Origin of the sequence: Campylobacter sp. RM12647, from assembly GCF_020138135.1 — a bacterium.
Lineage (GTDB): Bacteria > Campylobacterota > Campylobacteria > Campylobacterales > Campylobacteraceae > Campylobacter_E.
Genome location: NZ_JACGAS010000031.1, coordinates 1 through 16,284, shown reverse-complemented (window position 1 = coordinate 16,284; position 16,284 = coordinate 1). Strand labels below are relative to the sequence as shown.

The 16,284-nt window shown below is 28.7% G+C and carries 17 protein-coding genes; all 17 read right to left on the bottom strand.

Annotated features, from left to right (window positions below):
* Positions 1-775 (bottom strand): XdhC family protein (locus AVBRAN12647_RS08935; protein WP_336615052.1); only part of this gene is annotated, 775 nt, incomplete at its 3' end.
* Entirely contained in the window at positions 768-1,565 is a 798-nt protein-coding gene (yqeB, locus tag AVBRAN12647_RS08930; protein WP_336614307.1) for a selenium-dependent molybdenum cofactor biosynthesis protein YqeB, read from the bottom strand. The genes yqeB and AVBRAN12647_RS08935, both read right to left, overlap by 8 nt.
* Entirely contained in the window at positions 1,558-2,121 is a 564-nt protein-coding gene (locus tag AVBRAN12647_RS08925; protein WP_336607688.1) for an NTP transferase domain-containing protein, read from the bottom strand. The genes yqeB and AVBRAN12647_RS08925 overlap by 8 nt, the downstream gene beginning before the upstream one ends.
* Complete coding sequence (gene yqeC, locus AVBRAN12647_RS08920) at positions 2,118-2,792, bottom strand: selenium cofactor biosynthesis protein YqeC (protein WP_336612895.1); 675 nt, start codon at positions 2,790-2,792, stop codon at positions 2,118-2,120. Before yqeC ends, AVBRAN12647_RS08925 begins: the two co-directional genes overlap by 4 nt.
* Complete coding sequence (locus AVBRAN12647_RS08915; RefSeq protein ID WP_336615051.1) at positions 2,782-3,243, bottom strand: (2Fe-2S)-binding protein; 462 nt, start codon at positions 3,241-3,243, stop codon at positions 2,782-2,784. Before AVBRAN12647_RS08915 ends, yqeC begins: the two co-directional genes overlap by 11 nt.
* Positions 3,233-4,108 (bottom strand): xanthine dehydrogenase subunit XdhB, encoded by an 876-nt coding sequence (xdhB, locus tag AVBRAN12647_RS08910; protein ID WP_336615050.1) that lies wholly within the window; start codon positions 4,106-4,108, stop codon positions 3,233-3,235. The genes AVBRAN12647_RS08915 and xdhB overlap by 11 nt, the downstream gene beginning before the upstream one ends.
* Positions 4,096-6,393 (bottom strand): xanthine dehydrogenase subunit XdhA, encoded by a 2,298-nt coding sequence (xdhA, locus tag AVBRAN12647_RS08905; RefSeq protein ID WP_336615049.1) that lies wholly within the window; start codon positions 6,391-6,393, stop codon positions 4,096-4,098. Before xdhA ends, xdhB begins: the two co-directional genes overlap by 13 nt.
* Before the next feature lie 8 nt (positions 6,394-6,401).
* The gene (locus AVBRAN12647_RS08900; RefSeq protein ID WP_214118853.1) at positions 6,402-7,736 is read right to left on the bottom strand and encodes a uracil-xanthine permease family protein; all 1,335 of its coding nucleotides are present in this window, start codon (positions 7,734-7,736) and stop codon (positions 6,402-6,404) included.
* A 236-nt stretch (positions 7,737-7,972) separates the two neighbouring features.
* Positions 7,973-8,668 carry an ABC transporter ATP-binding protein gene (locus AVBRAN12647_RS08895; RefSeq protein WP_214118851.1) on the bottom strand — a complete coding sequence of 232 codons (696 nt, stop codon included), beginning with the start codon at positions 8,666-8,668 and terminating at the stop codon, positions 7,973-7,975.
* Positions 8,668-9,420: an ABC transporter ATP-binding protein gene (locus AVBRAN12647_RS08890; protein ID WP_214118849.1), complete on the bottom strand. Its 753-nt coding sequence runs from the start codon at positions 9,418-9,420 to the stop codon at positions 8,668-8,670. The genes AVBRAN12647_RS08895 and AVBRAN12647_RS08890 overlap by 1 nt, the downstream gene beginning before the upstream one ends.
* Positions 9,417-10,436 (bottom strand): branched-chain amino acid ABC transporter permease, encoded by a 1,020-nt coding sequence (locus AVBRAN12647_RS08885; protein WP_442862258.1) that lies wholly within the window; start codon positions 10,434-10,436, stop codon positions 9,417-9,419. Before AVBRAN12647_RS08885 ends, AVBRAN12647_RS08890 begins: the two co-directional genes overlap by 4 nt.
* Positions 10,436-11,332, bottom strand: coding sequence for a branched-chain amino acid ABC transporter permease (locus tag AVBRAN12647_RS08880; protein ID WP_214118846.1), 897 nt, complete (start codon positions 11,330-11,332; stop codon positions 10,436-10,438). Before AVBRAN12647_RS08880 ends, AVBRAN12647_RS08885 begins: the two co-directional genes overlap by 1 nt.
* Positions 11,333-11,474: 142 nt before the next feature.
* On the bottom strand, positions 11,475-12,239 hold the full coding sequence (locus AVBRAN12647_RS08875; RefSeq protein WP_239802934.1) for an ABC transporter ATP-binding protein: 765 nt from the start codon (positions 12,237-12,239) through the stop codon (positions 11,475-11,477).
* A complete protein-coding gene (locus AVBRAN12647_RS08870) occupies positions 12,232-12,957 on the bottom strand; it encodes an ABC transporter ATP-binding protein (protein WP_214118843.1) in 726 nt (241 codons plus the stop codon). Before AVBRAN12647_RS08870 ends, AVBRAN12647_RS08875 begins: the two co-directional genes overlap by 8 nt.
* The gene (gene nikC, locus AVBRAN12647_RS08865; protein ID WP_336615048.1) at positions 12,950-13,771 is read right to left on the bottom strand and encodes a nickel ABC transporter permease subunit NikC; all 822 of its coding nucleotides are present in this window, start codon (positions 13,769-13,771) and stop codon (positions 12,950-12,952) included. The genes AVBRAN12647_RS08870 and nikC overlap by 8 nt, the downstream gene beginning before the upstream one ends.
* A complete protein-coding gene (locus AVBRAN12647_RS08860) occupies positions 13,764-14,693 on the bottom strand; it encodes an ABC transporter permease subunit (RefSeq protein WP_336615047.1) in 930 nt (309 codons plus the stop codon). The genes nikC and AVBRAN12647_RS08860 overlap by 8 nt, the downstream gene beginning before the upstream one ends.
* Position 14,694: 1 nt before the next feature.
* Positions 14,695-16,230, bottom strand: a complete 1,536-nt coding sequence (gene nikA / locus AVBRAN12647_RS08855) for a nickel ABC transporter substrate-binding protein (protein ID WP_336615046.1) — start codon at positions 16,228-16,230, stop codon at positions 14,695-14,697.
* Between the last annotated feature and the right edge of the window lie 54 nt (positions 16,231-16,284).

Below are 16,284 nucleotides of genomic sequence, written 5' to 3'. Positions count from 1 at the left end.
AAATTTTTTTATGTGCTAATTTACCTTGATTTTTGATAAGTAAAACCTCACTTAAAATACTAAACGCAATTTCTCTTGGCTCCTGATTTGCAATGTCTAAACCTATTGGAGCATAAATTTTATTAAATAATTCGGCACTAAAATTATCTTTAATCAGCTCATCTTTAATGAATTTATGTTTAGTTTTACTTCCAATAACACCAACATATTTTGCATTTTTATCTATTACATTTTTTAAGCATTTATAATCATCTAAATGAGATTTTGTAACAATAATTACATAAGTATTATCATCAATATCTAAAAAACTCAAATCTTCATAATTGCTGAAATATTCTTCATTTGCTAAACCTTGCAAATAATCTTGCCTATCATCAATTAAAATTGAATAAAAACCTAAATATTTTGATAAAAATAGTATTTCTTTACCAATATGTCCTGCTCCACATATTATTAATTTTGCTTTTTGATTAATAATTTTTATATAACCACTTGCAAGCCCGCCACACTGCATTTTTAAATCTCCATTCGGTGTTAATTCGTGATTAAAAATTTTACTTTTATTATTTTCTAAACATTCTTTAGCTTCTTTTAAAACTTCAAATTCTAATTTACCACCACCTATACTTCCAATACTTGTGCCATCGCTAAATAAAGCCATCATAGAACCTGCATTTCTAGGAGTGCTGCCACTTGATTTGGTAAGAGTTATTAAGGCAATTTTTTCATTTTTCTCACATCTTTTATACATTTCTTTTATTATCAATTCATCCATTTTTATTCCTATTTTCAAAATACATCAAAGCTTCAAGAACCCCACCACCTATGCTCCTAGCCTTATCTGAAATACTAAAGCAATTTTCATATTCACTAATTCTTGGGTCAATATCTACAATTTTAAGACCCTTTACTACTTCAAAATTATCATTAATAATACCTCTTAAAAGCCCACTTATGCTAGCTTTAACAGGTGTATTATCAATATATGCAATAATTTCTTCTTCTTTTACAATATCACCTATTTTAGCAATAGCTTTAAAGATTCCATTATCGTTTGCATAGATTACTCTTTTTGCTCCAATTCCTTTTACTTCAGCAGGAATTCCTGTATTTTCTTCAGTAAAACCACTTAAAATAACCTTGCCTAAATTATGGCCGCGATTACTCTCGATTACAGCGTGAGCGTCAATTCCAGCACAAAACCCAGGTCCAATAGCAATCACAACAGGAGCCATATTAATATTTGTTCCTAAATTCCTTTTAGCTAAAATTGAATCAATTAAAGCCCTTGGTTTTATATAATTTAAAATATCTAAATTCTCATCAATTATAATAGGGATAAAATCCTTACAATCTAAAATCTCATCTTTATTAACTAACTTCGCTTTTATACCTTCTATTTCACAAGTTTTATCATAAACTGCTTGAGAAAAACAAACTTTTGTTCTAATTGAACTTGGTTTTAAACATTCTAATAAAAGTATCTTAAAGCCTGCTCTAAAAAGCCTAGCAGCAATACCACTAGCAATATCACCCGCTCCTCTAATAATTACAAATTCACTCATCAATCAACCTTAAATCTTCTTTAGTATCTATATCTTTTCCTTCTAATTCATCATATAAATCAACAAAAATTACTTTATCTTTATATTTTTGAATTAGCACTTTTCCACCGCTATCATTATCTAATTCGCACAATTCTTTAAAATATTTTTTATCAAAAATAGTAGGCAAGGAATTAATATTATTAAATCTAGGAACAACAATATAATTTTCTTTATATTTTGAAATGATAGTTTTTATTGAATTAGTTTTTAAAAATATTTGATCAATCGGTAAAAATATTGCGTAATCATAATCTAAAACATTGTTTAAAGCTATTTTTATACTTGTATTTTGACCCTTATTAAAGGCATTTAAAACCACATTAAAATCTTTATAATTTGTCTTTAAATACTCGTAATTATTCTCATTAGCAACTATTTTAATATCCATATTAAGCTCTAAAGTTTTTTGAATAATCAAATCAATAAAATAAGTATTTTTATATTTTAAAAATGATTTATTTAAACCAAGCCTTCTTGAATATCCAGCTGCTAAAATAATACAAATTCCTTTCAAAAATTAAGCCTTATATATTTTTCTTCTTTTAAAAAACCAGCTAATAATCTAAAATTTTTTAATCTTTTTGCAAGTTCATTTAATACTTTTAAATCATCACATCTATTAAAAAAAATAAAATTATCAGAATTTAAACTAATATTTTCAAACATTTTTAAACAAATTTTTTCTATTAAATCAATACTTAAAACATCATTTTTACTCACTTCAAATACTTTCAAAAAATCATCAAACCTATGAATGAAATTCTCATTTAATTGATAATTTAATAAATGAAGTGGAATAATTCCTATTATTTTATTGGTATTTTCTAAAATAACAGGCTCATTATTTTTCCAAACTTTATAAGGCAATTCCTTAGCTCCATCAGCTTCATATATAAACAAATCACAATTTTTATAAAAATCACTAAAATCATCTAAAGCATTTACTTTATTGTCAATAATTTTTCCACATAAATTAACGCCTTTTTTAAGATTTGTAATACTTGTTTGATTATATAGATTATTAAAATTTATATCTTTTACTTCATACATTTTTGTACTTGTTGTAAGAATTGTGATTTTATCTTGATTTTGTTTAGCTAGATTATAAGCAAAAGTGGTCTTCCCACCAGAGCCTATAATCGCAATTTTGTCTTTATATTTAATATCTAAAGCTTCATTTAGCATTATTTGCAGTATCTTCTATGGCTTGAAAGATTTTTTTATATCCTGTGCAACGACATAGATTACCAGACACCCCTCGCCTTATTTCAAACTTAGTAGGCATTTTATTTTTACTAAGCAAAGCAGTTGATGAAATAATAAACCCAGGAGTGCAAAATCCACACTGAACAGCCCCATTTTTTACAAAATTTTCTTGTAAAAGACTTAAGCCATCAAAAGGGGTTAAACCTTCTATAGTAGTTATTTTTTTACCATCAGCCCAAGCTGCTAAATAAATACAGCTATTTATATTTTTACCATCAACTAAAACAGCACAAGCTCCACATTCACCAACACTACAGCCTTCTTTAGTTCCACTTAGTTGCAATACATTTCTTATTAATTCAAGCAATGACATTCTAGGGTCAATGTGTAATTCATAAAATTTATCATTTATATAAGTTTTAATTTTCATAATTTTTTCCTATTAATTCATAAATAGCTCTTTTTGTAAGCGTTGTTAAAAGATTATTTCTAAAATCTTTAGAAGCTCTCCAAGAATCTCTTGCCTTTGTTTCATTTAAAATATTATTAGCAATTTTTTCAATATTTTCCTTAGTTAATTTTAAACCTTTTGCTAATTTTTCACTTTCTTTAGCTCTAATAGGAGTAGGAGCAGCAACTCCATAAGCTAATTTTAAATCAATTATCTCATCATTATTAGTTTTTAACATAACACTAACTCCAATTGTAGCTATATCCATAGCATTTCTTTGAGCAAATTTTATATATTTACTAACATAACCATTAAAAGATTTTTTAGGAATTTTAATACTTGTTAAAATATCTCCTTTTTCTAATTTAACAACACCAGAACTAATATAAAAATTATTTATAGCAATTTCTTTGCGTGTGTCTTCGTTGTAAATAACTAAAATCGCATCAAGAGTAAAAAGACTTGAAGCACTATCAGCAGAAGTTGCACCATTGCAAATATTTCCACCTATTGTAGCCATATTTCTAATTTGCGGGCCACCAACTAGAGCAGCTGCTTGTTTTAGATTTGTTAAATTATTTTTTATAATTTCATTATTTTCTATATCATCAAAAGTGCATAATGCACCTATATGAATAAACTCATCATCAATTGTTATAGTTTTTAATTCTTTTAAAGTATTAATTCCTATTAAATGCTTATTTGCGTATTTTTTATCCAAACTTCTAAGTTTAATTAAAATATCAGTTCCGCCTGCAATTAATACCGAATCATCTATAGTTTTTAATAGCCTACTAGCTTCATTAACGCTTTTTGCTTCCGTGTAATTACTTAAATAATACATTCTTTATCCTTAGCTTGAAAAAATCTTTCTGGTGTTATTGGAATTTGATTAAACTCTATATTTGTAGCATCAAGCACTGCATTTCTAATAGCAGGTGCAGGAGAACACATAGGAGGTTCACCTAAAGACTTATTACCAAATGGACCATAAGGGTCATAATTATCAACAAAACTAACATCTAAATCAGGAACATCAAGTGCAGTTGGAACTTTATAATCTAAAAGATTATTATTTAAAATCTTACCTGTTTTTTTGTCATATTTTAATTCTTCTAATAAAGCATAAGGAATTGCCATTCCCATTCCACCTTCTACTTGAGAGCTTGCTAAAAGTGGATTTAATACCTTACCAGCATCATGAACATTTAAAATATCTAATATCTCTATTTTTCCTGTATTCATATCAACTTCAACCATAGCCATAGTAATACCATAACTATAAGAATTTGTATGGCAATTTACACTTGCAAATGCCGATAAACTTTTAGCCTTTTGCCAATCATAAGTAGTGTGTAAAGCAAAATCAGCCAAACTCATTAAAACTTCTTTATTCTTAAAAACAATATTTGCATTTTCTAAATCAAGATTTGCAAAATCAACATCTTTTAATCTCGCTGCTGCTTTTAATATTTTTGTTTTTAATTTTAAAGCAGCTTCTTTTACTGCAAGCCCTGTTACATAGCTTTGTCTTGAAGCATAAGCTCCTGTATCAAATGGAGCTGTATCTGTATCAGTATTCGCATCAACTATAACCCAATCATAAGGAATACTTAAAACTTCTGCTGCCATTTGAGCTAAAACCGTATCAGAACCTTGTCCGATTTCAGTTGAACCTAGCATTAGTTTAATATGTGCGTCTTGATTTAGTATTACTCTAGCTGCTGCTGTTTCTAAGCCCTTTGGATAAACACCTGTTGTATAAGTAAAAGTTGCAAGCCCTACTCCACGCTTTTTATAAGGGTGTTTAAATTCTTTACAGGCTTTTTGTTTTTCATAGTAATTAAATTTCTCTTTAGCAACCTCAATACATTCTTTTAATTTAGCTGATTTTTGAATAACTTGATTTAGTGGATTTAAAACATCATTTCCTACTATATTTTTTTCTCTAAAACTAATAGAATCAAAACCCATTTTTCTAGCTACATTTTCCATAAAACTTTCTATAAAAAACATAACCTGTGGAACTCCATATCCTCTCATAGCCCCAGCTGTTGCTATATTTGTATGAACGGTTTTAATGTCATATCTAAAGTTAGGAATGTTATATAAAGATAATAAAACTCCACCACCTTTAATACCAACCGAATGAGTATGAGATGCGTAAGCTCCTTTATTTGATAATACTTCTATATCTAAAGCATTTATAAAGCCATCTTTACTAATACCCATTTTTGCTTTATATTCCATTTCGTGTCTTGTTCTAGTATATGCAATACTTTCTTCTCTATCAAGTGCAATTTGAACAATTTCTCCACCCATAGCCATAGATAAAGCAACGCAAAGTGGCTCTATTGTTACTTCTTGTTTATTACCAAAACCACCACCAACAAAAGGTTTTATTACTCTAAAATAACTCCAATGTTTTTCAAAAACTTCGCCTAAAATTCTTCTTAAAATATGTGGAATTTGAGTTGAACTTACTACCACATAACGATTATCTTGGTCTTTATAAGCATAAGCAATCTGATTTTCCATATGGCAATGTTGTTGTAAAGGAACTTTAAATGTATCACTAAAAACATAATCGCTATTAGCTAAAGCCGATTCTACATCTCCAACTTTACTAATAGTATGAGCCATTATATTGCTATCTAAATCCTCATGAATTTTCGCAGCTCCTTCTTGCATTGCTTCTTGTGGGGTTAGATAAAAAGGAAGCTCATCATATTCAACCTTTACCTTACTTACAGCAATTTTTGCAGCTAAATCAGTGGTTGCAATAATAGCTGCTATTTCATCTCCAAATAATCTAACATGCTCTGTTAAAATGGTTCTATCATACCTATCTCTAGTCTTTGGGTCTAGTCCAAATGGATGACCTGCGGTTGCAAACTTAGTTTTTGGCATATCTTTATAAGTTAAAATTTTAATAACCCCATCAACCTTTAAAGCTTCGCTAAAATCAAAACTTTTAACATATCCATGTGCTATGCTAGATCTTACTATTCTTGCATAAAACTTTTTCTTAGTAGGAATATCAGCAGTATAAATTGCTTTACCTGTAACTTTAGCGTAAGCATCCCATCTTGTTTCACTTTTACCTATCGTTTTAAATTCTTCTTTCATACTCACCCTTATTTATCTTTTGCAAAAATTAAAGAAGCTATCATAGAAATTACACAAACTCCTACTATGCTATCTTTAAAAACCCAACTTATATAACCTGGCAAATTACTAGTAATTTCAGGATGGACTCCAAACCCATACCCAAGACCAAAAGTAATACCTAATATCATTACATTTTTGTTGCTAAATCCAGCATAAGCTACAATCTTAATACCATTTATCAAAATCATAGCAAAAATCATAATAACTGCACCCCCTAAAACACTATCTGGAATAGTCCTAAAAACAGCTCCTAATTTAGGAATAAAAGCTGATACTATAATAAAAAAAGCACCTAAAGCTATGCAATATTTATTTATAATTTTTGTCATTGCTATTATTCCTGCATTTTGACCATAAGCTGTATTAGGTAAAGCATTTAACAAACTAGCCACCATACAACCAACACCATCTGCTAAAATAGCTCCACTGATTTCTTTTTCTTTAGCACACCTATTAAAAGCTGCTACGGTAATTCCATTAACATTTCCAATAGTTTCTAAACTTGTGATTATATAAACGATAATGGCACTTACAATAGGGGCTAGTTCAAAATGAAATTCATTAATTAAAATAATTGGAATAGGCAAGCTAAACCAACTTGCTTCGCTAATAATACTAGTATCTACTCTACCTACCATATAAGCTAAAAAATATCCCACAACAAGACCTATTAAAATAGCTGAAACTTTAAAGATACCCTTTGCAAATCGTTGAATAGCAATAATGATTGCAAAAGTGCTAAAAGATAAACATAAATTAATAATATCCCCATAAGTTCCCATTTTTTTAGCAGCTAAACCACCCGCACAATAATTAACACCTACATCTAATAAATTAATGCCGATTGCAATTAATACAACACCTATTACTAATTCAGATAAAATCTTTGTAATATATTTGTAAGCAAAACCAATAAATATAGTAATTATACTGCCTATAAGAGAAGAAGCTAAAATTGCACTAAAACCATAAGTATTTGCAACACTTATAGCTGTTGGCACAAAAGCAAATGTAGTCCCCATAACTATTGGAAGATTAGCACCTATTTGGATATTTTTATATTTGATTGGATAAAGTTGCAGAAGAGTTACTATGCCAGAAGCTAGCATAGCTGATTGGATTAAACTGATACTTTCTTGCGTGGATATTACAATACTCGTACTATTTAACACCCCTATAATTATCAAAATGGGGGCTAAATTTCCTGTAAACATAGCAAGAACATGCTGCATTCCCAAAGGAAGTGCTACAAAAAACGGGGGTTTTCCTTCTAGTTGGTAAATTAAATTCTTATTTTTCATCACACACTTTCATTTTAGATAAAAGTGATTATATAAAATCTTACTTAAAATCATCTTGATATTTATTGATAATGCTAAAACATAAGTAGAATTAAATTCCTAAGTTAAATAATAAAAATATATTTATACTAAAAAAATAATCATTATAAAATCTCATATATAAATATTAATTTATAACAAGGCTAAAATAAATCATATTAAAATATAAAACCGAAAAATTAATTCCGATTTTATATTTAAATTCCTAAATATTTTTTGCGAATATTATCATCATTTGCAAGGTCAATTCCTTTGCCTTCTAAAACGATTTTACCATTTTCTAAAACATAAGCCCTATCGCTTATTTTTAATGCTTGTTGGGCGTTTTGCTCTACTAATAAAATAGTAATTCCTTCATTTTTTAAAACCTTAATTATCTCAAAAACTTCTCCTACAATCTTAGGTGCAAGTCCTAGACTTGGCTCATCTAACATAAGTAATTTTGGCTCTCCCATTAAAGCTCTTGAGATTGCTAACATTTGTGCTTCTCCACCACTTAAATTCCTTGCTAAGGTATTGTTTTTTTGCTTTAAGCGTGGGAACAATCTATACATTTGCTCTTTTAAATGCTCGTAATTATCAGCATTATAAAACGCTCCCATTTTAAGATTATCTTCTATGCTAAGATTTGCAAAAACTCTTCTTCCTTCTGGCACAAGGCTAATTCCTTTTTGAACTAGAGTATGAGTTTTATGCCTTTCTATTTCATAACCTAAAAAATTAATCTCCCCACTACGCTTAGGAATATTCAAAATCGCATTTAAAGTGCTAGTTTTACCTGCCCCGTTACTGCCTACTATACTTACGATTTCTCCTGAGTTTATATGAAAACTAATATCATCAACAGCTTTAATCAAACCATAATGAACGCTTAAGTTTTTAACCTTTAACATTAAAAATCTCCTAAATATGCTTTAATTACTTCATTATTATTAACTGCTTCTTTTGGTGAGCCTAAGAAAATACTCTTACCATAATCAAGCACTAAAACCCTATCACATAAGCTATTTACAAACTTCATATCATGCTCAATCAACACTATGCTAAGCTCTTTTTTAAGAGTAGTTATAATATCTGCTAATTCATTGCTCTCAGTCCCATTCATTCCAGCTACAGGCTCATCAAGTAATAATAATTTTGGTTTTAGTGCTAATGCTCTTGCTATTTCTAATTTTCTTTGTTCTCCATAACTTAATTCGGTTGATTTTGCATTAGCTAAATGAGAGATTTTAAGAGTATTTAGTATTTTTATTGCTTCTTCTCTTGCTTGTTTTTCAGCCTTTTTATATCTTGCAATATGCAAAAACGCTTCAAAAATATTGTAATTAATACTACAATTTAGCCCTATTAAAACATTCTCAAGCACACTCATAGATGAAAATAATCTAATATTTTGAAAAGTCCTTGCAATGCCTAATTTTGTGATTTCTAATTGATTTAGATTTGTAATGTTTTTATTATCAAAAATAATCTCGCCCGAACTTGGCTTATAAGCTCCTGAAATTATATTAAATAAAGTAGTTTTCCCCGCTCCATTAGGTCCAATAAGTCCAAAAACTTCGCCTTTCTTAACGCTAAGATTTGCATTATTTATAGCCTTTACTCCACCAAAATTCTTATCAATATTCTTAAGCTCTAAAATCATTTTTTAAACCTTTTAAAAATAATATCGCTTAGCTCCTTATCGCCAAAAATCCCACGCCTTGCAAATAGCATTACTAAAATTAATATGATAGAAAACACAAGCATTCTAAGTCCTGGCAAGCCTTTTGTCTCATAACCAAAAATATTCATAGGTTCATCTAAAAATCTAAGCCACTCACTTCCACCAATTACTAAAATAGCTCCAATAATTGCTCCTGTAGTGCTTCCTAACCCGCCTAAAACTATGATAATTAATAATTGAAATGTAAATAAAAAGTCAAATTGTTCAGGCGTAACACTTGTGATATAGCAAGCTAAAAGTCCACCTGCTACACCTTCTAAAAAAGCACTAGTCCCAAAAGCTAAAGTCTTAATCCTAAAAGTATTAATCCCCATAGCTAAAGCTGCATCTTCATCATCTCTTACAGCCTTCATTGCTCTGCCGTATTTTGAATAAATGATATTAAGTATTAAAACAACGCTAATAATAGTAATAATTCCAACTATATATAAAAAATTATTCGGTTTTGGAATTTCATTTAACCCTTGCACTCCGTTTGTAAAAGCTGCGAAATTAAGTGCAATTAATTTAATAATTATCCCAAATCCAAGCGTAACGATAGCTAAATAATCTCCCCTTACACGAAAAACAGCAAAGCTTAAGATTAAAGATAAAGCCAAAGCACCAAAACCACCCGCTAATAAAGCTATAAAAAAGCTATCAGTATGAAATGATAAAATAAATGGATGCGGGTCTAATAAGCTAAATTGATCTTGCTTAGCTTCAATATCAAGCAATAATAAAGCCGTAATATAAGCACCAACTGCAACAAAACCATTAGGTTCTAGGCTAAATTGCCCTGTTACACCATTGATTAGATTATAAGATACTGCCAAGATTATAAAAATACTAATATTTATAAAAGTTCTTAAAGCATAATCACTCAAGCAATATTGAGCCGCAAAAATGCTTAAAACTGCTAAGATTAAAATGATTATTGAAAATATATTTTTCATTAAAATCTACTCCTTTCATAATCTTGTCCCATAATTCCTGTTGGTTTAAACAATAAAACAAATACTAAAAATATAAATGCAAAACCATCTTTAAACCCTGCTAAATCAGGCACAAAAGCTACTATTAAAACTTCGCAAAATCCAATTATAAGCCCACCAAGAACAGCTCCACCAACGCTACCAATACCACCTAAAACAGCAGCTCCAAAAGCCTTAAGCCCTATTAAAACTCCCATATTAGGGTCAATTTGTGGATATTTACACGCCCAAAAAATCCCGCCAATACAAGCTAACATTGAGCCTAGTGCAAATACAAAAGCTATAATTTTATTAGCATCAATTCCCATTAAAGCAACGGTTGAAATATCAAAAGCAAGTGCACGAATAGCAATTCCATATTTGCTTTTATACAAAATCAACAAAACAGCTATTAAAATAATAATAGTTAAAGTTGGAATTATCAAATCAAGCAAAGACATTCTAATATCAAATAAATTAATAGGATTTATCAAAATACTTGGTGCATTAAATGGTTGTGGTGTGCTTGTAAATAATACATTTATTAGATTTTCTAAGAAAAACGAAACTCCAATAGCAGTTATTAATAGTGAAATTCTAGGAGAATTTCTAAGTGGCTTATAAGCAATCTTATCAATGCTAATTCCAAGTGCAATACAAATTAATATAGCAAAACCAAAAGCAGGTATAAACGGAAAAGCAAAAAAATTAAGTGCAAATAAACAAGCATACGAGCCTATCATCATAATATCGCCGTGAGCAAAATTGATAAGCCTTAAAACTCCATAAACCATAGTATATCCAATAGCAATTAGTGCATACATTGAGCCTAGTGAAAAGCCATTGAAAATCTGTTGAATAAGTAGCGTCGAACTCATTAAAAACCTTTTTTGAAAATAAAAAGAAATATTAATAAACTAAGCTTAATTTCATAATAATTTTTAAGATTAATTATAAGAATTTGTAAATTCGTAACACTTTTTTACAAAATTACAAAAATTATATTTAATCTTTTAAATATTATTTATAAAAATCCTTAGGAAAAGGCTTTAATATACTATTGCTTAATTCTTTAGCCATTAAGCTTTCAAATTCTAAATCCTTGCATACTTTTTTGCTCTCAATTACCTTGCCTTTATCAAGGACTAAAACTTCATCACAAAATAATTTTATAATCCTTAAATCATGAGTTATTACGATATAGCTTAAATCCTTTTGAAGATTTTTTAAAGTCTTTAAAATCTTTGCTTGAATTAATACATCTAATGAACTTGTAGCTTCATCCAAAATAAGTATTTTTGGCTTAATTGAAATAGCTCTTGCTATGCTTAGTCTTTGTAATTGTCCCCCACTTAGCATTGAGCATTTTTTATCTAATAAGTCTTGATTTAATTCTAATAATTCTAAGCATTCTAAAGCTCTTTTTTTAATCTCGCTTTTGCTAAAATTAGTAAGATTTTCTAAAGGTTCAATCAAGGCTTCATAAACGCTAAAATCAGGATTAAAAGATGCTCTTGAATCTTGAAATACTATTTGAATTAATTTTTTATACTCTTTATTATCTTGTATTTTTACATTGTTTAAAAATACATTTCCAGAATTTGCTTTGTAAATATTAGCAATGATTTTTGCTAAAGTGCTTTTGCCACTTCCACTAATTCCTAAAATACCTAAAGAATTATTCTCATCTAAATTAAAGCTAACTCCATTTAAAACTTGAGTATATTTATCGCTAAATAAATTTGAGTTTTTATATGAATATGAGATATTTTCTACCTTAAGCATTGCTAACTCCATATAATGATAAATGTGAATTAATTAATTCTTTTGTTATATTTGCTTGTGGGTTTTTAAATATATCAATACAAGTTGCTTCTTCAACAATCCTTGCATTATCCATAACATAAACATAATCAGCAAGTCTTGCAACCACTCCAAAATCATGAGTTATTAACAATATCCCTATTTTGCTTGATATTTCTTCTAATATATCTAAAACCGCAGCTTGAGAAATCAAATCCAAATCACTCGTAGGCTCATCAGCTATTATAAATTTCGCACGAGATACTAAGGCTAAAGCTATCATAATTCTTTGAAGCATTCCGCCACTGCATTCGTGTGGATAAAGATTTAAAACACTTTCGTTCAATTTAACTTTATTTAAAATCTCTTTTATATATTCATTATCAATTTTTAAATTCCTTGCCTTTAAAGTCTCATAAAAGCAGTTTTTGATACTAAATAAAGGATTAAAAGCTGTTCTTGGATTTTGCATAATACAAGCAATATTTTGCTTTGAATTATCATCTAAACAAATACTCCCGCTAAGCTTTAAATTATTTGCTACATATCCCATAATAGCTGTTGCTATTAGGCTTTTTCCACTTCCACTAAGCCCTAATAAAGCCGTGATTTTTCCACTTTGTATATTCATACTAACATTATTTACTAAGGCTGTATCTTTATAAAATATATTTAAATTTTTTACTATTATTTTATCCATGACTTTCAACTTGTATTAAATTTTCAAATTTATCTCTTAAAATATCGCCTAATAAATTAAAAGCAATAATTACAATTAACATAGCAATTCCAGGATACAAAATAAGCTCATAATGAGTTAAAATATAATCTTTTGTTTCAGCTATCATTATCCCCCATTCAGCCTGTGGTGCTTTTACCCCAAGCCCAAGCAAACTAAGACCTGAAATATGCAGCATTATATGCCCCAAATCAAGTGTGCTTAATACTAATAGCTGCATACAAATAGGCTTTGCAAAATGCTTTTTAAAAATCTTAAAATTACTAGCTCCACAAGTTTTGCTAATTAATACATATTCAGTATTTTTTAACTTTAAAACAATGCTTCTAATAATCCTTGCATACCAAGCCCAGTGAGTTAAAGCAATGGCTATAATTATATTTAATAAACCAGTTCCTAAAATCCCTACGAAAAATAAAGCCAAAACAATAGTAGGAAAGCATAAAAATATATCACAAATTCTCATTAAAAAATTATCAATTTTATTATTTGAAAATCCAGCTATAAAACCTACACTAACGCCTAAAACTATTATTATAATAATGGTTGAAAAGGTAGCTAGAATTGAAATATAAGCACCTTCTAAAATCCTTGAGAAAATATCTCGCCCTAAATGATCAGTCCCAAAAATATGCAATAATGAATTACTAGCAAATTTATTCGCTAAATTAATCTCATTTGAACTATAAGGTGCATAATATTTACCAAATAAAGCAAGTAAGATTATAAAAGCACATAAAAAATACACGAAATATTCATAAATTTTCTTACTCATATCTAATCCTTGGGTCAATTATCGCATATAAAATATCAGTGATTAAATTAATTAAAATAAACACAAAACACATCATCATACTAAAAGCTTGAATTACAGGATAATCACTATAATAAATAGCACTTACAGCATAACGACCAACTCCAGGATAAGCAAAAATATTTTCAATCACTAAAGCCCCGCCAAAAAGTTCAGCTATATGCATACCAAAAGCAGTTATTAAAGGTAGTAAAGAATTAAATAAAATATGTTTTGAATATATCTTATACTTTCCTACGCCACGCATTTTTGCATAAGCTATAAATCTTTCATTACAAGCTTGTAAAAAATTAATTCTAATAAATCTAGCATTAATGGCAATGGACATAAAAGATATTGCTAATGCAGGCATTATTAAATGATTAATCCCACCTATACCAAAAGGAGGCAATAAATTAAGCTCAACAGAAAAAAATAAAATAAATAATAAACCAAGCCAAAAACTAGGAGTGCTAACACCTAAAAATGAAAAAATCCTTACAAAATAATCAAAAAAATGATTTTTATAAATTGCAGAAAACACCCCAAAAGGAATAGAGATTACAAAAGTTATAAGCAAGGCAAATGATGTTAGCTTTAAAGTATTTCCTAAGTATTCAAACAAATCAGGTGCAATTTTACGATTAGTAAAATATGATGTCCCAAAATCTAATTGCAAGGCGTTTTTTATCCAAACTAAATATTGAATAATTATTGGCTCATTTAAGCCTAGCATAATTCTTGTATGCTCTATCGCTTCATCAGTTGGTGCTATCCCACTAACTTGCAAATAATTCATAACAGCATCAGTTCCATTTAGCCTAATTAATAAAAAAATAAAAATTGATGCTAAAAACAAGCAAATAATGGCATATAAAGTTCTTTTTAATATGAATTTTTTCATACTACTCCTTAATTTCTATATCATCAAAAGGAATTTCATATTTTAAAATACTCGTTTTAACTCCTTTTAATTTAGGACTTGCAACGCATATATTTGTATGATATACAATAGGAATATATACAGCTTCATCGTGTAAGATTGTGAGTATTTCTTTAGCTAGTTTAGATTTTTCATCTTTATTCATTGTTTTAGATAATTTTTCTATATTTTCATCAATTAGTGGTTTTTGCTTTAATCCAATTTGAGCCATATAATCAGCGTGAGATGGTGCAACCATAGAAGCCATAAAAATTTCAGGCTCATAAGGAGCTCCCCAAGTAGCATTAAAGATTAATTCAAATTCCCCATTTCTATGTCTTTTATAAAATATAGTGCTTTCATTAGCTTGTAAGATTAGATTAATTCCTATTTCTTTTAAATTCGCTTGTAATACTTCTGATATAGCCTTTTGCTCTGCGTTAATGCCTATATAAGAAATCACTATATCTAATCTTTTGCCATCTTTTTCTAAAAAGCCATTTTTAAATTCCCAACCATTATCAAGTAATAATTGCTTAGCTTTTTTAGGATTATATTCGTATGCACTTCTATCAATTTTGCCATTTGGCACATTATCATCATAGAAAAAATCAGCCTTTGGTCTTGTCCCATAGAAAACATATTTGCTAATTTCATCTTTATTAATAGCCATATTAATAGCCTTTCTTACATTAATATCATTTGTTGGATATTTTGCTGTATTTTGTGCTATTAAAATAGTGCTAAGTGGCTTTGAGATTAGCGTTTGATAATCGCTTTTTTGCAAGCTCATAAAATCTTCTAAGCTAATTTCTCCATCAGTATAAATATAATCAATTTCTTTTGTTTTTAGAGCTATTACTTTTGAGCTTGGATCAGGAATTATTTTACATACTATACTATCAATTTTAGCTTTTTCGCCCCAATAATTTTCGTTTTTAACAAACTTATCATAAACGCCTAATTTAGTATCAACGAATTTCCATTTACCTGTGCCAATTGGTGCTTTTATACCATCTTTTGTATTATTATCAATCATAGCACTTGGAGCTATAAATCTAAAAGGGCGAATAAGACTAAGTTCTCTTAAAGTAGGTTCATAAATATGTTTTAAATGAAGCTTTACTTCATAATCATTAACCACTTCAAGATAATCAAAAGCCCTTACAAGTGCAAAAGAAATATGCCTTTGTTTATTAGCAAAAATTGCATCAAAATTAAGCTTTACTGCATTTGCATTAAAGTCTTCTCCGTTAGAAAACTTAACTCCTTTTCTAAGATAAAAAGTATATACCAAACCATCTTCGCTAATCTCCCAAGAAGTAGCTAGGCTAGGTATTATTTGATTATCTTGCGAGTATGAGACAAATCCTTCATAAACCATATTTTGAGCAAACATTTCATTTGGAGAATACAAATGTGGATTTAGTTCTCCTACATTTTTAGAAGTAGCTACTTTTAGCTCACTTGAATTTAAAAAACTAATTAATAAAATAAATACAAAAAATAATTTTTTCATTTTAATCCTTTATATTGTTTCTGGCTGAATAGTAATATGATGTATATTAAACTT